Source organism: Micromonospora sp. NPDC049523 (genome assembly GCF_040676775.1).
Taxonomy (GTDB): Bacteria; Actinomycetota; Actinomycetes; order Mycobacteriales; family Micromonosporaceae; genus Micromonospora_G.
In genome coordinates this window covers 296,740-317,619 of the sequence record NZ_JBFAPP010000008.1, presented here as the reverse complement: position 1 = coordinate 317,619, position 20,880 = coordinate 296,740, and the positions used below count along the sequence as shown (strand labels likewise).

The window sequence follows — 20,880 nt, the reverse complement described above, 5'->3', positions numbered from 1 at the left end:
GACTGCCGGGGTGGCCGCTCCCATCGATCCGTCCCCCGATCCGGCGGCGCCGACCGTCACGCCCCGGTCCCGGATCGTGCTGGCCGAGGTGTCCCGGCACGGTCACGGGCCGGCACGTACGCGGACCGAGCTGACCGAGCAGACCCGGGTCGGCGAGGCACTCGTACGCGGACTCGTACGCGCCCAATTGGCACTCGCCCTGCGGCTGTCCCTGGTCGTCGCGATCGGGCTCGGCGGCCTGCCGTTGATGTTCGCGCTCGCTCCGGCGGCCGGTGAGGTGAAGCTGTTCGGGGTGAACCTGCCCTGGCTGCTGCTCGGCGTCTGCGCGTTCCCGTTCCTGGTCGGGGTGGGCTGGGCGTACGTGCACCTGGCGGAACGCAACGAGCAGGAGTTCACCAACCTGGTCCAGCGACCGGAGCGCTGAGGTGGCGAACCCGTACCTGGTGCCGTCGATCGTCGCGGTCACCCTGATCACGGTCGCGATCGGGTTCTACGGGCTCAAACTGGCCCGGACGACCTCGGACTTCCTGGTCGCGTCGCGTACGGTCAGTCCGAACTGGAACGCGGCGGCGATCGGCGGCGAGTACCTGTCGGCGGCGTCCTTCCTCGGCATCGCCGGCCTCATCCTGAAGTACGGCGTCGACGTGCTCTGGTATCCGGTCGGTTTCGCCGCCGGCTACCTGGCCCTGCTGCTGTTCGTGGCGGCACCGCTGCGCCGGTCCGGTGCGTTCACCCTGCCGGACTTCTGCGAGGTCCGGCTCGGCTCCCGCTGGCTGCGCAAACTCGCCACCCTCTTTGTCATCTTCATCGGCTGGCTGTACCTGGTGCCGCAGTTGCAGGGCGCCGGGCTGACCCTGACCACGGTCGCCGGGGGGCCGTACGAGCTGGGTGCGCTGCTGGTGGGGGCGGTGGTGACGACAAACGTGGCGCTCGGCGGGATGCGCGCGGTCACCTTCGTGCAGGCGTTCCAGTACTGGCTGAAGCTGACCGCGCTCGCCGTACCGGTGATCTTCCTGGCGTTGCAGTGGCAGTCCGACGGGCGGCCGGCGGTGACGCCACCGGACGGGCCGACCTTCCGGTCCGCGATCACCGTCGTGGTCGAGGAGCCGGCGACCCTCACCCTGCCCGACGGCGGAACCCGGACGGTACGCCCCGGCGACGAGCTGACCTTCGCGGCCGGTGACCCGGTGCCGGAGGTGTCGGGCGTGGTCACCGACGGACCGGACTGGCTGCTGCCGAGCGCCGCCGGTAGCGACGACCGGGACCTGTTCGCCACGTACTCGCTGATCCTGGCGACGTTCCTGGGCACGATGGGGCTCCCGCACGTACTCGTGCGTTTCTACACGAACCCGGACGGAGCCGCCGCCCGCCGGACCACGCTGGTGGTCCTCGCCCTGGTCGGCATGTTCTACCTGCTCCCCACCCTGTACGGCGTCCTCGGCCGGATCTACACCCCACAGTTGCTGCTGTCCGGGCAGACCGACGCGGTGGTGGTGATGCTGCCCGGTGCGGCCCTCGGTGACGGCCTGACCGGGCAACTGCTCGCCGCCCTGGTCGCCGCGGGCGCGTTCGCGGCGTTCCTCTCCACCTCGTCCGGCCTGCTCACCAGCGTCGCCGGGGTGATCTCCACCGACGTCCTCGGCCGAGGCTCGGTACGCGACTTCCGCCTGGCCACCCTGCTCGCCGGGGTGGTACCGCTGGTGCTCGCGCTGAACGTCTCCGGACTGGACGTGTCGCAGGTGGTGGGGCTGGCGTTCGCGGTCGCGGCGTCGAGTTTCTGCCCGCTGCTGGTGCTCGGCATCTGGTGGCGGGGACTGACCGACCTGGGCGCGGCGGCCGGCATCCTCGCCGGTGGCGGCGCCTCGATCCTGGCGGTCCTCGTCACCGTGGTCGGCCCCGAGCTGACCGGCTGGCCGGCAACCCTGATCGCCCAACCAGCGGCGTGGACCGTACCCCTGGCGTTCACGGTCATGGTCGCCGTCTCCATGGCCACCCGCCGCCGCACCCCACCCGACGTCGGCGCCACCATGCTCCGCCTACACGCCCCAGAAGCCCTCCGCCTCTAACAGAGAAGTACAAGAAAGCCCTCCCAACCGGCCCCGACCCAGCCCCTGTCCGCGCGATCTTGCAGTTGTGGCTGTGCACAAAGCGGGCTAATGCCGCAATCTGTGGCACCACAAGTGCAAGATCGACGACGAATGGGGAGGGCGTCGGGGAGGGAGGGAGGGAGGGAGGGAGGGGTTGCGTTACTCGGGGGTTGGCAGTGGCTCTTCCAGCGCCTCAGCCGTAGTCCGTACGAAGTCGATACTGGAGCTTGCCGGAGTTGCCGCGGTCTCGATTCGCTGTCCCACGTGTTGCAGGAACGCGTCGACCGAGTCGAAACCGGGCGGCGGTTTGAGCAGCCAGAGTCGTCCTCTCGGACGGCCGGTGACACCTGACTGTGCCAGCAACGAATCGAGATCCCGCTCGACCACTGCCAACTCTTCCTCAGAGGAGACGGCGGTGAACGTACGGGTCGCCCCGGTGGCCGGGGTGGTGACGTACCGCTGCTCGTAGTGGGTGGATCGGTCGGGGACCCAGGTGCGCAGCCGGCGCGGCCACACAGCGGGCAGGAATCCGAGGTGCGGGGCGGCCGGGGCCAACTCCCACCCCTGACCGATCAACTCCCGTACCTCGGGCAGTTGCGACGCCTCGGCCGCGACCTTGCCCATGTGCTCGCCGGCCGCCGGGGCGGGCGGCTGGTCCAGGCCCCAATCGATGGTCACCATGAGGGGGACTCTAAACCGCCAAACCGGACGGACCAGGGTTCGCACAGCAGGGCAGGGGTCGCGTCGGAAGGCGCGGACGCTCCAGTAACGTCGCGCTGCACCTTTGCCCCACCGTGCCAGGAGTCTGCATGTCGGTGTTGCTGCGACGGGCGCTCGGCGTCTACGTCGATCCCACCCAGGGAGACCCGGTCGCCCGCCGGCTGACCGCCGCCGCCAAGCGGGGCGACTGGCCGACGGTACGGGACCTGTTCGACACCGTCACCGATCTCGACGACAGGTCGTTCTACACATACGTCGTGTCCTGCGTGCCGGGCGTGGAGAAGTGGCTCGCCGCGGTGATCCGCGACGAGCCGTACGACGCGACGGCCCTGGTGCTCTACGGGTACCGGATGACGATCCTGGCGTGGAAGGCCAGGACGGGGTACGGCGCCGAGCACGTGACCCGCGACCGCTGGAAACTGTTCTTCGAGCGCCTCAACGTCGCCGAGGAGACCCTGGCCGAAGTTGTCCTCAAGGACCCGGACAACGTCACCGCCTGGTACGCCCTGCTGATCACCAGCCGCGGCCTCCAGTTCGGCGTGGACGAGACCCGACGGCGGTTCACCGAGATCGTCTCCCGCCACCCGGGACATCTACGCGCCCACCAGCAACTGCTGCAACAGCTCTGCACCAAGTGGGGCGGCTCGGACGCGGAGATGTTCGCGTTCGCCCGCGAGTCGGCGAGCCGGGCGCCGGCCGGTAGCCCGTTGGGCAGCCTGGTCGCCATGGCCCACCTCGAATCGTGGATGCGTACCGGCGGAAACCGGCGGGTCGATTTCCGCCTCGGCACCCAACACTTCCGCAAACCCGAGGTACGCGCCGAGCTGCGCAAGGCGCTCGACCGCAGCGTGCGGCACCCGGACTACGTACGGCGGCCGGGTTGGGCGCGGGTGCACAACGAGTTCGCGATGGCGCTGGTGCTGGCCGGGGAGCGGGCGGCGGCTGCCGAACAGTTCCGGGCGATCGGGGCACACCTGACCGAAATCCCCTGGGCCTATCTTCCCCCGGCGGGCCTGTGGACGTGGCTTGCCCGTAGCTACCGCGGCAGCTCGTACCTGCTCTCCCGCACTACGCGTTAGCCCGGACCGGACGTCAGCCCGCACCACGCGTTAGCCCGGACCGGACGTCAGCCGCACCACGCGTCAGCCCGCACCACGCGTTGGCCCGAACCGAGCGGCAGTCCGCATCGAGCGTGAGCCCGGCGATCAGGCATGGTGACAGATCGGCACGGCACGGGCACGATTCGGCGCTCCGAGCGACTACCGTCAAGGAATGATCGGGGCTGAGCACGCCGCTCTCGCGCTGCGCGGGCTGGGCAAGCGGTTCGATGCCAAGGTCGCCGTGGCCAGGGTTGATCTCGAAGTGCCGGCCGGGTCGTTCTACGGGCTGCTCGGCCCGAACGGCGCCGGCAAGACCACCACCCTCTCCATGGCGGTCGGGCTGCTCCGGCCCGACACGGGTGCGGCCTGGGTGCTCGGCCACGACGTCTGGGCCGATCCGGTACGCGCCAAGCAGCTCCTCGGTGTGCTGCCCGACGGTGTACGGCTGTTCGACCGGCTGAGCGGGGCGGAGCTGCTGGCGTACCACGGGTTGCTCCGGGGCATGGAGCCGGCGGTGGTCGACCAGCGGGCCGGCGAGCTGTTGGACGTACTCGCGCTGGCGGATGCCGGGCGGACCCTGGTGGTCGACTACTCGGCCGGTATGAAGAAGAAGATCGGCCTGGCCTGCGCGCTGCTGCACGGGCCGCGCCTGCTGGTCCTGGACGAGCCGTTCGAGGCGGTCGACCCGGTCTCCGCCGCCCTGATCCGCGACATCCTCCAGCGGTACGTCGCCGGTGGCGGCACGGTCGTCTTCTCCAGCCACGTGATGGAGGTGGTGGAGCGGCTCTGCAGCCACGTCGCGATCCTCGCCGACGGCACCATCAAACGCGTCGGCACCCTGGCCCAGGTACGCGGCGACCGCTCCCTGGAGGACGTTTTCGTCGAGGTCGTCGGCGGGCGTACGGCCACCGGGGAGGAACTGGCGTGGCTCTGAGTGCCGAGGGTGCGGTGACCGGCGTACGTCCCGTCTCGGCCCGGCACTTCGTCCGGTTGAAGCTGCGGATGATGGCCAACAGCTTCCGGGGCCAGGGCTGGCGGATAGCGATCTTCCTCAGCGGTGTGCTGATCGGTGGCTGGTTCGCCGCGTCCGGTTTCCTGCTCCTCGCCCTGCCCGGCCTGGTGGAGAACCGGCAGATGGCGGGTATCGCCGCCGCGTTCGGTGGCGCGCTGCTGGTGATCGGCTGGCTGCTGCTGCCGCTGATCTTCTTCGGGGTCGACGAGACGCTCGACCCGGCCCGGTTCGCCCTGCTGCCGCTCTCCCGGCGCACCCTGCTCACCGGTCTGCTCGCCGCCGCGCTGACCGGGGTGCCGGCGGTGGCGGCCCTGCTCGCCACCGCTGGTCTGGTACTGACCGGGTGGGCACTCGGGGGTTGGGGCGCGGGGCTCGTCTCCGGGCTGGGCGTCCTCGCCGGACTGCTGCTCTGCGTCACCGCCAGCCGCGCGGTGACCAGCGCTTTCGCCAACATGCTCCGATCGCGCAAGGTACGCGATCTGGCCGCGATCCTGCTCGCGGTCTGCGCCGCCCTGCTCGGTCCGTTGCAGATCGGGTTGCTCAGTGCCGCCGAGCGGGCGGACTGGGATCGGCTGGCCGGTTTCGCCCGGGTGTTGAGCTGGACACCGCTGGCGGCGCCGTACACGATCGGTCTGGACGTCGCCGACGGGCGGGCCTGGGCCGTACCGGTGAAGCTGCTGATCACCGCCGCGACCATCGGCGCGCTGCTGCGCTGGTGGTCGGCCTCGCTGGAGGCGGCGATGCTCGGTACGGCCAACGGCGACCGGGCGGCGCAGTCCCAGCCGGCGGCCGGCGGCGGATCGAGCGCGCAACTCTTCCCGAGGGTGCTCGGCTGGCTGCCGCACGACCGGTACGGCGCGCTGGTGGCCCGGGAAGCCCGGTACTGGTGGCGGGACACCCGGCGACGGGCCAGCCTGATCACGTTCGCGGTGGTCGGCATCTTCGTGCCGGTGTCGGTGAACGTGGGCAGCCACGGTTTGCTCGCCGGCCCGAGCGAGTTGAACGCGTCCCCGGTGCTGGTCAGCCTGTCGATGCTCTTCGTCGGCGTGGTCGCGGCGGTCACCCCGGCGAACCAGTTCGGCTGGGACGGCAGCGCGTACGCGGCGAACGTGATCGCGGGTGTGCCGGGCCGGCTGGAGCTGCGGGCACGGGTGGTCGCGTTCTCGCTCTACGTCGGTCCGATGCTGTTGGTGATCGCCACCATCCTGGCGTTCTTCCTGCGGGAACCGGAGTGGGTCGGTGTCCTGGCCGGGTCGCTCTTCGCGGCGTACGGCAGCGGCCTGGCGGTCACCCTGTACGTCTCGATCCTCAGCCCGTACGCGGTGCCGGACAGCACCAACCCGTTCGCCATGAACAGCGGCGCCGGGGTGGCGAAGAGCGCCCAGGTGCTGCTGGCGATGTTGATCGGTTCGGTGCTCGCGCTGCCGATGGTGCTGGCCACCGCCCTGCTCGGCGAGGTGTGGCTCTGGCTGGCGCTGCCGGTCGGGCTGGGCTACGGCCTCGGCGCGCTCGCCCTCGGCATCCACCTCGCCGGCGACGTGCTCGACCGGCGGATGCCGGAACTGCTGGTCGCGATCACCCCGCGTCGGTGACCGGGGACAATGTGCCGGTGAGCGGACAGGGGACCACTGCGGGGTGTTTCACGTGAATCAAGAACCGGGTGCCCGGATCCACGACACCGACCCGTTCGCCACACCCGACGCCGAGCGTTCGCCCGTACGCCGGATGCGCGGCCGGCTGGCCGCGGCGGTGACCCTCTGGACGGCCGGCGGTGACCGGGTCCCGCAGGCCGGCCTGACCGTCTCCTCGACCCTGGTCGCCGACGGTGAGCCGGGCCGGTTGCTCGGCCTGGTGGACGAGGAGTCGGACTTCTGGACCTCGGCGTCGGCGACCGGCCGGTTCGCGGTCGCCACCCTCGGCCCGGCGCACCGGCAGCTCGCCGACCGGTTCGCCGGCCTCTTCCCCGCACCGGGTGGGCTCTTCGCCACCGGCGAGTGGACCTCCACCGGGTACGGCCCGGTGCCGGCGGACGCCGGGGCGTTCATGGGTTGCCGCCTGGACGGCTTCCGCGAGTTCGGCTGGTCGCTGCTGGTGGAGGCCACCATCGAGGTGGTCGAGGTGGTCGGCGAGAGCGTGCCGATGGTCTACCACCGGGGTCGCTACCGGGGCCTGGCCGACTGACGGCACGGGGCCTGGCCGACTGACGGCACGGGGCCTGGCCGACTGACGGCACGGGCGACGCGGACGGCTGGCGGCCCGCCGTTGAGCGACGTGACCGGGGTCACTCGGCGCAGCCAGTAGCCCGTTCGGCGCAGCCGCCCGCAGGGGCCCCCGCACCGCTTTCCGGCCGGTCGGCCGGGTCCTTACGGTGCGCGAAAATCCCCCACACCTGCGAAGGTGGTGACTCCCATGTCCACGGATGCTCCCGCGCCGGCGAACGCGCCGGATCGGTACATCGCCGTACAACAGTCGGACGAATTCAGCGGGCTCCGCAAGGCGCTGCGCGGCTTCGTCTTCCCGATGACGGTGGCGTTCTTCCTCTGGTACGCGCTCTACGTGATCCTCTCCGCGTACGCACGCGGCTTCATGAGCACCAAGTTGTTCGGCAGCAACATCAACGTGGCGCTCGTCTTCGGGCTGCTCCAGTTCGTCTCCACGTTCGTGATCGCGTGGCTCTACTCGCGCTACGCCGATCGCAAGCTGGACCCGGTCGCGGACAAGATCCGGGAAGATCTCGACAAGGGGGCCGAGTCCTGATGCCCACTGTGTTCGCTGCTGCGGCCGGGGACAACACCGCCCGTACGCTCACCATCACGCTCTTCCTGGTCTTCGTCGCGGCCACCCTCGGCATCACCATCTGGGCCAGCCGGCAGACCAAGACCGCCACCGACTTCTACGCCGGTGGCCGCTCGTTCTCCGGTTTCCAGAACGGCATGGCGATCGGCGGCGACTACATGTCGGCGGCGTCGTTCCTGGGCATCGCCGGCATCATCGCGCTGTACGGCTACGACGGCTTCCTCTACTCGATCGGCTTCCTGGTCGCGTGGCTGGTCGCGTTGCTGCTGGTGGCGGAGCTGCTGCGTAACTCCGGCCGGTACACGATGGCGGACGTGCTGGCGTTCCGGATGCGGCAACGGCCGGTCCGTACCGCCGCCGCGGTCTCCACCATCACCGTGTCGATCTTCTACCTGCTGGCCCAGATGGTCGGCGCGGGTGCGCTGGTCGCGCTGCTGCTGGGCATCCGGCCGGGTACGACGTTCATGGGCATGGACGCCGACGCTGCGAAGATCGCGACCATCATCATGGTCGGCGCCCTGATGATCATCTACGTGACCGTGGGTGGCATGAAGGGCACCACGTACGTGCAGATCGTCAAGGCGTTCCTGCTGATGACCGGCGCCTTGGTGATGACCCTGCTGGTGCTGGCGCACTACAAGTTCAACCTGTCCGCCCTGCTCGGCGACGCGGCCGCCACCTCCGGCAAGGGAGACGCGTTCCTCGAACCCGGACTGCGGTACGGCGTGGAGGTGGCCGGCAACGCCACCCAGACCTTCTACAACAAGGTCGACCTGCTCTCGCTCGGCATCGCCCTGGTGCTCGGCACCGCCGGTCTGCCGCACATCCTGATCCGGTTCTACACCGTGCCGACCGCCAAGGCGGCCCGCAAGAGCGTGCTCTGGGCGATCGGCATCATCGGCACCTTCTACCTGTTCACCCTGGCCCTGGGCTTCGGCGCGGCGGCCCTGGTGGGCGGGGAGGCGATCACCGCGCAGGACAAGGCCGGCAACACCGCCGCGCCGCAGCTCGCGCAGGCACTCGGCGCCGACTTCTTCGGCAGTGATCTCGGCGGGGCCACCCTGCTCGCGATCATCGCCGCGGTCGCCTTCGCCACCATCCTCGCCGTGGTCGCCGGCCTCACGCTGGCATCGTCGTCGAGCCTGGCGCACGACTTCTACGCCAACGTGATCAAGCGGGGCGAGGCGTCGGAGCGGCAGGAGGTACGGGTCGCCCGGATCTCGGCGTTCGTGATCGGCGCGATCTCGATCGCACTGTCCATCTTCGCGCAGAACCTCAACGTCGCCTTCCTGGTGGCGCTGGCGTTCGCGGTCGCCGCGTCCGGAAACCTGCCGGCCATCCTGTACAGCCTGTTCTGGAAGCGGTTCAACACCTCCGGTGCGGTCTGGGCGATCTACGGCGGTCTGCTCAGCGCCGTGGTGCTGGTGTTCTTCTCGCCGGTGGTCTCCGGGGCAGCGACCTCGATGTTCCCGGACCACGACTGGCAGTGGTTCCCGCTGTCCAACCCGGGCATCATCTCGATCCCGCTCGGCTTCCTGGCCGGCTGGATCGGGACGATCGTCTCCAAGGAGACCGACGAGGAGAAGTACGCCGAGCTCGAGGTCCGGGCACTGACCGGACACGGCGCGCACTGACCTGTTCGGCACCACGTCCGGTGCCGGGTGACCCTCGGGTTGCCCGGCACCGAACCGTTTAGCACGACCCTGAGCGACCAATCAACAACACAACGGTACGGCGGTCGCAAACGAGCATCGCCGCCACACCCATGACCGGCAGGAGATCGCCGATCTGGGTAGGCTGGCGGCATGGTGGTAGCCCAGCGATTCGGACAAGGTCACCGCATCCTCGTCACCGGAGGCGCTGGATTCGTCCCGTCTCACCTGGTCGACGCGCTGATCGCCCGTGGTTGCACGGTTGTCGCGGTGGACAACTTCGTCACCGGGTCGAAGGAGAACGTCGCCCACCTGATCGAGCACCCGCGCTTCACCCTGGTCGAGGCCGACGTCTCCGAGGGTCTGCCCCAGCACGAGCCGGCGATCGCCGAGCGGTTCGACGCCATCCTGCACCTGGCGTCCCCGGCGAGCCCGACCGACTTCGCCTCGCTGCCGATCGAGATCCTGCGGGTCGGTTCCATCGCCACGCTGCACCTGCTCGACCGGGCGGTCGCCGACCGCGCCCGGTTCGTCATGGCCTCCACCTCCGAGGCGTACGGCGACCCCAAGGAGCATCCGCAGCAGGAGACCTACTGGGGCAACGTGAACCCGGTGGGCATCCGCAGCGTCTACGACGAGGCCAAGCGGTTCTCCGAGGCGGCCACCATGGCCTACCACCGGTTCCACGGGCTCGACGCGGGCATCGTCCGGATCTTCAACACGTACGGGCCCCGGATGCGGCCGGACGACGGGCGGGCCATCCCGACCTTCATCACCCAGGCGCTGCGCGGCGAGCCGATCACGGTGCACGGCACCGGCACCCAGACCCGATCGATCTGCTACGTGGACGACCTGGTCCGCGGCATCCTGCTGCTGCTCGACTCGACCGAGACCGGTCCGATCAACTGCGGCACCGAACACGAGGTCACCATGACCGAGCTGGCCGAGTTGATCGTGGGCCTGACCGGAAGCGGTTCCTCGGTGACGTACGTCAACCGAACCGCGGACGATCCGGAGATGCGCCGGCCGGACCTGACGCTGGCGCGCGAGCGGCTCGGCTACGCGCCGACCGTCTCACCCTCCGAGGGGCTCCGCCGTACGATCGAGCACTTCAGCCACCGGTTGGGCTGATCCGGAGCGGGCGAAATCGTACCGGCCCGGCGGTTGCTGCTCAGCGCCCCTTGGCTTCGCTCCGTACCCTGATGCACATGTCAGCCAGCGCGTCCGTCGGCCCCCTGCCCGCCACCGCCCATCTACGTTCCGGCGGTGGTAACGCCGGGCGCGCCTCGGCCTCCGGTTCCGACCCGGGACGAACCGGGCGCACCTACGGCAGAGCCCAACGCCCACAGAACCCGGAGTACCGCCCCTCGGCCGGTGGGCCCGGTGGACCGTCCGGACCCGGCGGCCCGAGTGGGCCAGGTGGACCCGGTGGACCGGTGCCGCCCGGTGGACCGGTACGCCCCGGCCCGCGTCCGCGCTGGGGTCGGATCGCCATGGTCGCCGGTGCGGCGGTGCTCGTACTCGCCCTGATCGCGGCCGGCGGAACGTGGATCTACGTACGCGGGCTGGACAACGACCTGGCCCGTACCGACCCGTTCTCGGCGCTGACCGGCGACCGGCCGAAGTCGGTCAACGGCGCGCTCAACATCCTGCTGGTGGGCAGCGACTCCCGCGATCCCGACGCGCCGGTGGACCAGTCGAGCGAATGGCGGGCCGACACGATCATCGTGATGCACATCCCGGCCAACCACAAAGAGGCCTATCTCGTCTCCATTCCCCGCGATCTATACGTCCCCATTCCGGACGGGGCCGGGGCGGAGTGCGGTAGCGGTGGGCGAGGGAAAATCAACGGTGCGTTCGCGTTCGGCGGTCTGCCGCTGGCCGTACGGACCGTCGAGTGCGTCACCGACGTACGGATCAACCACGTCATGGCGATCGACTTCGGCGGGTTCAAGGAGGTCACCGACGCACTCGGCGGGGTGGACCTGACCGTCGAGCGGACCGTCACCTCGATCCACAAGCCCTTCCGCAAGTTCAACAAGGGCGTCAACCACATGAATGGCACCGAGGCGCTCGACTGGATCCGGCAGCGCAAGCAGTTCCCGGACGGCGACTTCGCCCGGATGCGCCACCAGCAGGAGTTCCTCAAGGCGCTGCTGGACAAGGCGGCCAGCTCCGGCACGCTGACCAACCCGGCGAAGTTGAACGGCTTCCTCAAGTCGGTCACCGCCGCGGTCACCGTCGACGAGGGTTTCTCCCTCGTGGACATGGCGGTCGAGTTCCGCAACCTGCGCGGTGAGAACCTGCGCTTCTTCACCAGTCCGAACGTCGGCAGCGACACCATCGACGGGGAGTCGGTGGTGGTCTCCGACCGGGAGAAGGCACTGGCGATGTACCAGGCGATGGCGGCCGACAAGATGGCCGAGTGGGCGCAGGCAAACGGCGCTCCGGCAACCCCGGACAGTAACTGACTCCGAACGGAAATGCGGGAATCCATCCATCGATCGGTATGACGATGGACACGACACGGGTTTGAAACGTACAAGACTCGCGCAATTGGGGGTCTTGTACGTACAGTGGGCTCGCCCCCATCGATCCGCGAACTGGAGCGAGTATGCCGGTTCAGACCCGCCGACGTCCCTCGTCGCCGGACCAGACCGAGACGCCGATTCGCACGGGAACCGTAGTCGGGAAGTCCGGCAGGCCGGGCAAGCGCGCCCGCCGCAAGGACCCGCTGTGGGCCCGGCTCGCGTTGGTGATGGGTGCGGTCCTGGTGGTGAGCAGCGGCGTCGCGATCGTCGGCAGCAATGTCGTGATCAACCAGGCGACCAGCACCATCGACCAGGAGAACCTGCTCGGTGACGCCGGCAAGAGCGACGCCGAGGGCGGCAAGGACCTCGAGGGTCCGATCGACCTGCTGCTGCTCGGGGTGGACGTGCGCGGGTCGTGGGACCCGGAGAACGTGCGCGCCGACACCATCATCGTGCTGCACATCCCGGCCAGCCACGACCAGGCGTACCTGATCTCGATCCCCCGGGACACCGAGGTGCAGGTGCCGGCCTCGAAGAAGAGCGGCTACCCGGGCGGCACGGCGAAAATCAACAGCGCGTTCGAGATCGGTGCCAAGAACGGTGCCGGTTGGGCCGGTGGCGCCCAGCTCATGGCGGCCACCATCAAGAACCTCACCGGCATCGGCTTCGACGGCGCCGCGATCATCGACTTCGGCGGGTTCCGCAAGGTCATCGACGCCCTCGGCTCGGTGCACCTCTGCGTCGACCAGGAGGTCGAGTCGTACCACATGAAGTTGGTCGACGGTAAGCCGATGTGGAACGCGGACGCCAAGAAGACCGGCAAGCCGATGAAGCCGGTGGTGCACAAGAAGGGCTGCCGCGAGATGGAGGGCTGGGAGGCACTGGACTACTCCCGCCAGCGCTACGGCCTCAAGAACGGCGACTACGACCGGCAGCAGCACCAGCAGCAGCTCATCAAGGCGATGGCCAAGAAGGCGATGGACGGCGGGGTGATGACCAACCCGCTCAAGCTCAACGACCTGGTGAAGTCCGCTGGCGAGGCGTTCGTGCTCGACACCGGCGGCACCAAGATCGGCGACTTCGTCTTCACCCTGCGCGGCGTGGCCGCCAACGACATGGTCATGCTCCGCACCAACGACGGGCAGTTCAACTCGGTCAAGGAGGGCGCGGAGGAGCGCGAGGTGCTCAAGCCGATCAGCCTGGAGATGTTCAAGGCGGTCAAGGACGACAACCTCGCCGAGTTCATCGCGGCCAACCCCAGCGTGATCTCCACCAAGAAGTGACCGGGGCGACGCTACAAACGCCCCTGGACGGGTAGCCCGGACTCAGGCCGGACGTGGGAGATGCCCACGCGGCAGGGTCCGGGAGGCTGCCACGAACAGATCCGAACGAGTGGGTCGGGAGCAGCCGGAACACTCGGAACAGAACGTCGATTCGTCGTCTTCGGGCGAATCGGGGCGCCGCCGTACGAAGCGGACACGCCGTACCGCCCGTTGGCCCAAGGTCCTACTCGGCATCGGCATCGGCCTGGTGCTGATCGCCGTCGCCGCCGGACTCGGCCTGCGTGGCGTGACCCAGCGGTACGACAACAGCGTGGCCAAGGAGTTGCTGCTCGACCCGGCCGCCCGGCGGGACCGTGCGGCCAGCAACGGCCCGCTCAACTACCTGCTCGTGGGCTCGGACCGGCGGGCCGCCACGGAACAGTCGGACCAGCGCGCGGACACGATCCTGATCGCGCACATTCCGGCCGGCCTGAACCGGGCGTACCTGATCTCCGTACCCCGGGATCTGCTGGTGGAAATCCCGCCGTCGCCGGCGAACGCCTACCCCGGCGGCTCCGACAAGATCAACTCTGCGTTCCACTACGGCGGCGGTGGACAGCCTGGCGCCCGACTGCTCTCGGCGACCCTGACCCAGGTCACCGGGCTGCGGTTCGACGGCGCGGCACTGATCGACTTCTCCGGCTTCCGCAAGGTGATCGACCTGCTCGGCGGGGTGAAGATGTGCGTCGACACCCCGGTACGGTCGATCCACACCAACACCCAGTTCAACCCCGGCTGCCAGGACATGAACGGCGCGACGGCGCTGGACTACGCCCGCCAGCGCTACGACCTGCCGGCCGGCGACTTCGACCGACAGCGGCACCAGCAGCAACTGTTACGGGCGATCATGGACAAGGCCAGCGCGAGCGACCTGCGGACGAATCCGCTGAAACTCGACCAGGTGATCCGGGCTGTAGGCGCCTCGCTGACCGTGGACACCAACGGCAAGCCGACCCAGGACATCCTGTTCGACCTGCGCGGGCTGCGCCCCGAGGCGATGAAGGGCATCCAGATCCCGTCCCGCTCGGAGATGATCGGCGACACGTCGTACGTGGTGCTGGACGACAGCGCGACCGGTCTGTTCCAGTCACTGCACGGGCCCGATCTGGACGCATGGGCACAAGCCAACCCAAAATGGGTGAACAAGTTGTAGCGGCGCACCACCGCCCGGCCGCACCGGCCCGACCGTCCGGCTCTAGGCTTGATGCCGTGAACGGATCAAGAATTCCCACCGTGACGGTGTCCGAGGTCGGCGACGAGGCGTACCTGCTCGACGTACGCGAGCCCGACGAGTGGGAGGCCGGCCACGCGCCCGGCGCCCACCACCTGCCGATGATGGAGGTGCCGGCCCGCCTCGCCGAGCTCCCCACCGACCAGGACGTGGTCGTGGTCTGCCGATCCGGCGGCCGGTCCGGCCAGGTGGTCTCCTACCTGCTCGGCAACGGCTGGGACAACGTACGCAACCTCGAGGGTGGCATGCAGGAATGGGCCGCGTCCGGCCGACCGGTACAGAGCGAGAACGGGCAGCCGGCCCGAGTGATCTGAGCATGACCGGTCCACTGGTGTTCGCACACCGCGGTTCCTCCGCGGTGCTGCCCGAGCACACCCTGGCCGCGTACCTGCGGGCGCTCGACGAGGGCGCCGACGGGCTGGAGTGCGACGTCCGGCTGACCCGCGACGGGCACCTGGTCTGCGTACACGACCGGCGGCTGGACCGGACCAGCAACGGCACCGGGCTGGTCAGCACCCGTACCCTCGCCGAACTGGACCAGCTCGACTTCGGCTCGTGGCACAGCGGCACGGCCGGCGAGGACCTGCCGACCGACGTACCGGCCGACCCGTCCCGTACCCGGTTGCTCACCCTCGACGGGCTGCTGCGCGCGGTCCGCGCCGCCGGCCGCCCGGTCGAGCTGCTGATCGAGACCAAACACCCCACCCGGTACGGCGCCGACGTCGAGCGCCGGCTGGTCGACCTGCTCCGCCAACACGGGCTGGTCGACAAGAACCCGGACGAAACCGTACGGGTCACCGTCATGTCGTTCTCACCGCTGGCCGTACGCCGGATCCGCGAACTGGCTCCGCAACTGCCCACCGTGCTGCTGCTGGAGGTGCTGCCACCCTGGATGCGGCTGGGGCGGCTGCCCTTCGGCGCCCAGATCGCCGGCCCCGGCATCGGGTTGCTCCGGGCCCGTCCCCGGCTGGTGCCCGCGTTACGCGCCGCCGGCAACCGCGTCTACGTCTGGACGGTCAACGAACCCGACGACCTGGATCTGGTCCTCGACTCCGGGGTGGACGGCATCATCACCGACCGTCCGGCGCTGATCCTCGACCGGCTGGGCCGCTGACGGGCCGACCGGGACTGCCCAAAGCCGACCGGAGAGGGCAGACTCGGGGCATGCCGGACCGCCCCGATTACCCCGCGCTCGTTGCCGGCCACACCGTCGTCATCGAAATGATCAATTCCGGTGACGCCGCGCTGCCGGTCCTCGGTCACCTGCTCCGGGTCGCCCAGCGGACGGTAGGCGCGGCCGGTATGGCCTTTGTGGAGTACGGCCCCACCCGGGGCAGGATCATCGCCGCCACCGGCGCCGCGGAGTGGGCGCTCGGCCGGCCGGTGCCGCTCGGCGACCCGGGCACCGAACGACTTCGGTTCGGTGCGCGGGTGCAGGACATGCGGGTCGACGCGCTCTCCTGGGAACTGGCCCACCAGCCCGACCGGTCGGACCTGCGCCGGATGGTGGTGGCCCGGGCGGAGATCGGCGGCGTGATGATCGGGAGCCTGCACGCCCTCTATCCCGACGGCGACGACGACTGCGGCCCGGAACACCGGACCGTGCTGGCGTACGTCGCCTCCTGCGTCGCGCACATGTACGGCGACCAGGCGGGTCTGCCCGTACACGGTGACGGGCCGGTGGTCGCCGCGCTCGCCGACGGGCTCGCCATCGCCGACCGGGACGGCTTCGTCCGGCTCTGGAACCCGGCGGCGGAACAGATCGTCGGACGGACCGCGGCCCAGGTGCTCAACCAGCCGCTGCCGTTCCCGCTGCCGCCGCCGGGACAGGTGCTCGACCACCGACTGCCGGACGGGCGCTGGATCAAGATCACCTCAGGCGAGCTGCCCGGCACGGTCGCGTCCCGGGTGGTCACCTTCCGGGACGTCACCGACCAGTTCCGGCAGGACCACGACACCGACCTGTTCGTCGCGGTCACCAGCCACGAACTCCGTACGCCGGTGACGGTCATCAAGGGGTACGCGGACACACTCACCGACCACTGGGACTCGCTCTCCGAACCGGACCGACGCCAGGCGGCACGGGTGATCGGGCAACGGGCCGGTGAACTCGCCCGCCTGGTCGACCGGCTGCTCTCGGCGGCCAACGACGCGGGCCCGGTCGGCGGCGCTTCCCCCGTACCGTTCGACCTGGTCGAGGCGCTGCGCGCCGCGGTCGCGGACCTGCCGGCGCACCTTCGCCGACGGCTGGTCCTCGCGCTGCCGGTGGACCTGCCCAAGGCGCTCGGCGACCGGGCCAGCCTGGCGACCGTGCTGACCGAACTCGCCACCAACTCCGACAAGTACTCACCCGCCGACTCCCCGGTGGAGTTGCGCGCCGAGTCCGACCAGCACACGGTGGCGTTCCGGGTCAGCGATCGCGGCGTCGGCATCCGTCCCGAGCATGTGGAGCGTGCGTTCGACCGGTTCTGGCAGGGCGAGTCCGGCGACCGTCGGCGCTACCCCGGCGCCGGCCTCGGCCTCTACCTGGTCCGCCGGATCGTCGAACGACAGAATGGATGGGTTTCCCTGCGACCTCGGGCCGGGGGCGGTACGGTCGCAGAGGTGCGGCTCCCCAGAGGGTGATCCGCGCCGATGGATTCCGGCGGTGCTCCGAGGAGGCACGTCCGTGGTTACGGGGATCGCTGAACGCTCGTGGTGTGTGGTCGTGCCGCACCAGGCGAGCGGTGCACGGACGGCCCGGCAGCGGCTGGCGACCGAACTGTCCGGGGTCATCCCGGCGGAGTTGCTCGCCGACGTCGTCGCCGTCCTGGCCGAACTCGTCGGCAACGCGGTCCGGCACGCCGAGCCGCTGCCCGGCGGGGTGATCCGAGTTGCCTGGCGCCTGCGCCACGGCCCCGGCACCGACGTGGTCGGGATCCGGGTCACCGACGGCGGTGCGACCACCTCGCCCCGGATCCGTACGGTCGGGCTGGAGGCCATCGACGGCCGTGGGCTGCACATCGTGACCGCGCTCACCACCCAGTGGGGCGTCGAACGGGACGGCCTCGGGCAGAGCGTCTGGGCCGAACTCGCCGCCCCCGCCGCAGACCGCCTCGTCGCCCTGCGCTGACCGCCCCGTCGGCCCGCGCCGACCGGGTTCTCGCCCTGCGCCGGACCGCTCCGCTGAGCGTCGACCGGCCGGCAGGGCACCGAGCGCCCCGGAGCGCGGGTCCGATCCTCTAGGCTGTCTCGCCGTGAGCAAGCGTCGAAAGCAAACCCGGTCCGCGGCCGTTGCCGGTTCGAACAGCACGCAGGACGGCGGCCAGCGGCCGGCGAAGGAGAAGCGGGAGAAGGTCCGCGACGTCTTCGTCCCCCGGCCGTTCGAGGGGCTCGCCGACGAGGCGGAGTGGATCGCCCTGCGCGAACTCGTACCGGCCGCCTCGGCGCCGTTGCAGCTCACCCCCGACCTCGTCGAGCAGTACGGCGACCGCCCGGTGATGCTCTCCACCGTGCTGCCGATGGCGTGGCCGGCGATGACCAAGCCGGACGGGCGGGTCTTCATCGGCCTGCAGCGCCACGACCAGTCCGGTGACGTCTCCCGGGACCTCGCCGTCGCGCTGCTCGCCGCCCTGGAGACCGAGCCGGGCAAGCAGGTGTCGGTGCCGCCGCTGCCCGGTGTCGGCCCCCGGCTGCAGGACCTGCTGGTCACCGAACGGCTCGACATCACCACGCACGAGGGCTTCGACTTCTGGCTGGACCCGGACGCCGCCGACGACCCGACCGTGCAGGCCTCGCTGGAGCGGGCGAACGCGTCCATCTACCCGACCGTACGGCTCGCCGCCGCGCCGGCCGCGTACTGGTGCCGGGTGCCGGAGAAGAGCCACGTGCGTTGGGTGCTGCCCGACGACGAGGACAACGCGCTCGACGCGCTGTCCCGGCTGGGCGCCGCGGGTGAGCTGACGCTCGGCGAGGGCACCCGGTTCGCCGGCATGTTCCGGGCACACGGCCGACTCGTACCGGTCTGGGACCTGCCCCGCGCGCCCGAGGCGGACGAGTGGGAGGCCCCGCTGGCCGACTTCGCCAAGCGGTACGCCGCAGCGCTCGCCGACTCGTCGCCGCTGGACGGTGCCGCCCGCCGCGCCCGCCAGGGCCTGGTCGGCCGCCAACTGACCCTGCGCTGACCCTGGCTCCCGCGCTCGGCTGCCCGCTGACCCTGGCTTCCGCGCTCGGCTGACCCTGGCCTCGCGCTCAGCGGGGTGTGTCGCGGACCAGCGGGCAGGACATGCAGCGCGGGCCGCCACGTCCCGAGCCGAGTTCGGAGCCGGCGATCCGGACCACCTCGATGCCGGCCCGTTCCAGCTGCGCGTTCGTCTCCACGTTGCGTTCGTACGCGACGCAGAGCCGGGGAGCCAGGGCGAGGGTGTTGTTGCCGTCGTCCCACTGCTCGCGTTCGGCGGTGACCGGGTCGAGCCCGGTGTCGATGACCCGCAGCGTGTCCAGGTCCATCGCGTCGGCCGCCGCCCGCAGGAACGGCGCCGGCCCGTCGACCTGTGGCTCACCGTCGGGCCCGTCGACCACGGTGTACGCCATCAGGGTGTCGGCGACGTTCGCGTACATCAGCACGGTGTCGACGTCGACCATCGTGCAGACGGTGTCGAGGTGCATGGTGGCGCGTTCCTGCGCGATCGGCACCACCAGGATGGTGTGCGCCAGGTCGGCGGCGAAGACCCGGCGGGCCAGCCGTTCGGCACCGGCCGGTGTGGTCCGTTCACCGACGCCGATCGCGATCACGCCCGGTGCGAGCAGCAGCACATCGCCGCCCTCGATCCGTTCCAGGCCCGGTTGGTAGACGAACGGCGTGCCGCCGAACCGGGGGTGGTGTCGGTAGATCGCGTCGGTCAGCGAGGTCTCCCGCTGCCTGGCGGGCATAGTGAGGCTCGTCACTGCGGCGTGGTCCCGGATCCAGGTGGATGAATCTCGGGTGAAGAGAAGATTGGGCAACGGGTCGATGACGAAGTCGTGTCGGTCGAGCAAGGTGTAGACCAACCCGCCGGGCCGGTCCCAACTCGTACGGAGTTCCTCGTGCGCGAGGCCGGCGATGAGCACCGTGGCGAGCGCGGCCGGGTCGAGGTAGGTCAGATGGTCCGCCACCCGCCGCCGCAGCGTCTCACCGAGCCGAGGGTCGCCGAGCACCTGCTCGGTCACCTCGGCCCTGGCATCCGGCAGGGCAAGCGTCTCGGCCAGCAGGTTTCCCAGGTACAACACCTCGACGCCACGGGACGCGAGCGCGGCGGCGAAGGCGTCGTGCTCCTCCTGGGCCCGTCCAACCCATGGGATGGCGTCGAAGAGCAGCGAGCCGTTGTTGCGCGGGGTTAGCCGGGCGAGTTCGCCGCCGGGCCGGTGCAGCAGCACCGTACGAAGACGACCTACCTCGCTGTCGACGTAGTGTGTCACCATCGAAGCGTAGGGCAGGACTTGTCACCATCCGGGAAAACGGGCTGGGGGTGAATATGGCATTCATCCATACTCACTCAGCGGTTCGTCTTGCAGAACCACCGGTGTGGCCACGTACGGTAGTGAAGACATAACCCGAGGGACCTTTTGCCGGAGGTCACGATGACTGTGTTTCCTGCGCGTCGCGCGGTACCCACCGCCCGAGCCCTACCCGCCCCGCCGCCGACCGGGCCGTCCGGGACGCTCGAAGCCGTCCGACCCACCCCATTGGACTGGGCCCGCCGTCGCCGTGCCGAACGCGAAGCCCGCCGGGTCGAGGGGGCCGCCGCACGCGCGCTCAACCAGCTCGACCACCTCGGTCCCTCCTGGCACGTGATCGACGTTCCACGGGCGGAACTGGCCGGGGGCCACCCGATCGCCCTCGACCGCGGCGCTCGCGACGACCGGGCCAGCTTCCTCGCCATCGGACCCAGCGGACTGTTCGCGGTCACCATCGCCGACCACGGCCGGGCCCGCGTCATGATCGCCGGTGACGTGGTCCAGATCAACGGCAAGCGACCGAACTACGTCGCCGAGGCACGCCGGGACGCCAAGCGGGCGAGCAAGGCGCTCTCCACCGCGGTCGGCCTGAGTGTGCCCGTCACCCCGGTGCTCACCTTCGTCGGTTCCGGCGTGATCAGTGTCTACGGCCTACCGAAGGAGTGTCTGGTCGCGACCCACCGCGAACTGGACCGCCTCCTGGTGGCCGGTGGCACCCGGATCAGCGCCGCCACCGCGGAAAAACTCTCCCGGGTCGCGCAGGCGCCTTCCACCTGGTTGAACGGCCCGTACCGCTCCGCCGCCGACTACCGTTGGTACGAGGACGGCCGAACGGCCGCTGACAAGCGGGCCAGCCACCGGTAACGTCACCAGCCAACGTCACCTATCGGGGCGGGAGTCCGCTTTCGCCCCCGTGGCATCGCTCGGCCCTGCCCTGGACCGCGCGCTGTCATG

The 20,880-nt window shown here is 70.2% G+C and carries 20 protein-coding genes; 18 read left to right on the top strand and 2 right to left on the bottom strand.

Going from position 1 to position 20,880, the window contains the following annotated elements:
* Positions 1-10 precede the first annotated feature (10 nt).
* Positions 11-424 (top strand): hypothetical protein, encoded by a 414-nt coding sequence (locus tag AB0J90_RS15440; protein ID WP_363596171.1) that lies wholly within the window; start codon positions 11-13, stop codon positions 422-424.
* Position 425: 1 nt separating this feature from the next.
* Positions 426-2,066 (top strand): cation acetate symporter, encoded by a 1,641-nt coding sequence (locus AB0J90_RS15435; RefSeq protein ID WP_363596169.1) that lies wholly within the window; start codon positions 426-428, stop codon positions 2,064-2,066.
* Positions 2,067-2,246: 180 nt separating this feature from the next.
* Here the strand turns inward: AB0J90_RS15435 and AB0J90_RS15430 are convergent, their stop codons facing one another.
* On the bottom strand, positions 2,247-2,768 hold the full coding sequence (locus AB0J90_RS15430) for a DUF5956 family protein (RefSeq protein WP_363596167.1): 522 nt from the start codon (positions 2,766-2,768) through the stop codon (positions 2,247-2,249).
* Between the two features lie 128 nt (positions 2,769-2,896).
* On the opposite strand from AB0J90_RS15430, the gene AB0J90_RS15425 reads away from it, so the two are divergent.
* From AB0J90_RS15425 to AB0J90_RS15355, 15 genes are all read left to right on the top strand, one after another.
* Positions 2,897-3,886 carry a DUF4034 domain-containing protein gene (locus tag AB0J90_RS15425; protein WP_363596165.1) on the top strand — a complete coding sequence of 330 codons (990 nt, stop codon included), beginning with the start codon at positions 2,897-2,899 and terminating at the stop codon, positions 3,884-3,886.
* Positions 3,887-4,082: 196 nt separating this feature from the next.
* Positions 4,083-4,841 (top strand): ABC transporter ATP-binding protein, encoded by a 759-nt coding sequence (locus AB0J90_RS15420; RefSeq protein WP_326563084.1) that lies wholly within the window; start codon positions 4,083-4,085, stop codon positions 4,839-4,841.
* Positions 4,832-6,511 carry an ABC transporter permease gene (locus AB0J90_RS15415; RefSeq protein ID WP_363596163.1) on the top strand — a complete coding sequence of 560 codons (1,680 nt, stop codon included), beginning with the start codon at positions 4,832-4,834 and terminating at the stop codon, positions 6,509-6,511. The genes AB0J90_RS15420 and AB0J90_RS15415 overlap by 10 nt, the downstream gene beginning before the upstream one ends.
* A gap of 43 nt (positions 6,512-6,554) precedes the next feature.
* On the top strand, positions 6,555-7,100 hold the full coding sequence (locus AB0J90_RS15410; protein WP_363596161.1) for a flavin reductase family protein: 546 nt from the start codon (positions 6,555-6,557) through the stop codon (positions 7,098-7,100).
* Positions 7,101-7,328: 228 nt separating this feature from the next.
* On the top strand, positions 7,329-7,676 hold the full coding sequence (locus AB0J90_RS15405; protein WP_363596159.1) for a DUF485 domain-containing protein: 348 nt from the start codon (positions 7,329-7,331) through the stop codon (positions 7,674-7,676).
* Positions 7,676-9,349, top strand: a complete 1,674-nt coding sequence (locus AB0J90_RS15400; RefSeq protein ID WP_363596157.1) for a cation acetate symporter — start codon at positions 7,676-7,678, stop codon at positions 9,347-9,349. Before AB0J90_RS15405 ends, AB0J90_RS15400 begins: the two co-directional genes overlap by 1 nt.
* A 171-nt stretch (positions 9,350-9,520) precedes the next feature.
* Positions 9,521-10,498: an NAD-dependent epimerase/dehydratase family protein gene (locus AB0J90_RS15395; RefSeq protein WP_363596155.1), complete on the top strand. Its 978-nt coding sequence runs from the start codon at positions 9,521-9,523 to the stop codon at positions 10,496-10,498.
* A gap of 77 nt (positions 10,499-10,575) precedes the next feature.
* Positions 10,576-11,838 carry an LCP family protein gene (locus AB0J90_RS15390; RefSeq protein WP_363596153.1) on the top strand — a complete coding sequence of 421 codons (1,263 nt, stop codon included), beginning with the start codon at positions 10,576-10,578 and terminating at the stop codon, positions 11,836-11,838.
* A gap of 143 nt (positions 11,839-11,981) precedes the next feature.
* Complete coding sequence (locus AB0J90_RS15385; protein WP_363596151.1) at positions 11,982-13,181, top strand: LCP family protein; 1,200 nt, start codon at positions 11,982-11,984, stop codon at positions 13,179-13,181.
* Between the two features lie 247 nt (positions 13,182-13,428).
* On the top strand, positions 13,429-14,373 hold the full coding sequence (locus AB0J90_RS15380; RefSeq protein WP_363596269.1) for an LCP family protein: 945 nt from the start codon (positions 13,429-13,431) through the stop codon (positions 14,371-14,373).
* Between the two features lie 56 nt (positions 14,374-14,429).
* Complete coding sequence (locus AB0J90_RS15375; RefSeq protein ID WP_363596149.1) at positions 14,430-14,765, top strand: rhodanese-like domain-containing protein; 336 nt, start codon at positions 14,430-14,432, stop codon at positions 14,763-14,765.
* Positions 14,766-14,767: 2 nt separating this feature from the next.
* Positions 14,768-15,565, top strand: coding sequence for a glycerophosphodiester phosphodiesterase family protein (locus AB0J90_RS15370; RefSeq protein WP_363596147.1), 798 nt, complete (start codon positions 14,768-14,770; stop codon positions 15,563-15,565).
* 50 nt (positions 15,566-15,615) lie between these two features.
* Positions 15,616-17,076 (top strand): PAS domain-containing sensor histidine kinase, encoded by a 1,461-nt coding sequence (locus AB0J90_RS15365; protein ID WP_363596145.1) that lies wholly within the window; start codon positions 15,616-15,618, stop codon positions 17,074-17,076.
* Between the two features lie 43 nt (positions 17,077-17,119).
* Positions 17,120-17,563 (top strand): ATP-binding protein, encoded by a 444-nt coding sequence (locus AB0J90_RS15360; RefSeq protein WP_363596143.1) that lies wholly within the window; start codon positions 17,120-17,122, stop codon positions 17,561-17,563.
* Positions 17,564-17,687: 124 nt separating this feature from the next.
* Complete coding sequence (locus AB0J90_RS15355) at positions 17,688-18,614, top strand: DUF5926 family protein (RefSeq protein ID WP_363596141.1); 927 nt, start codon at positions 17,688-17,690, stop codon at positions 18,612-18,614.
* A 67-nt stretch (positions 18,615-18,681) separates the two neighbouring features.
* Here the strand turns inward: AB0J90_RS15355 and AB0J90_RS15350 are convergent, their stop codons facing one another.
* On the bottom strand, positions 18,682-19,890 hold the full coding sequence (locus tag AB0J90_RS15350; protein ID WP_363596139.1) for an arginine deiminase: 1,209 nt from the start codon (positions 19,888-19,890) through the stop codon (positions 18,682-18,684).
* Positions 19,891-20,049: 159 nt separating this feature from the next.
* On the opposite strand from AB0J90_RS15350, the gene AB0J90_RS15345 reads away from it, so the two are divergent.
* On the top strand, positions 20,050-20,790 hold the full coding sequence (locus tag AB0J90_RS15345) for a hypothetical protein (protein ID WP_363596137.1): 741 nt from the start codon (positions 20,050-20,052) through the stop codon (positions 20,788-20,790).
* Positions 20,791-20,880 lie beyond the last annotated feature (90 nt).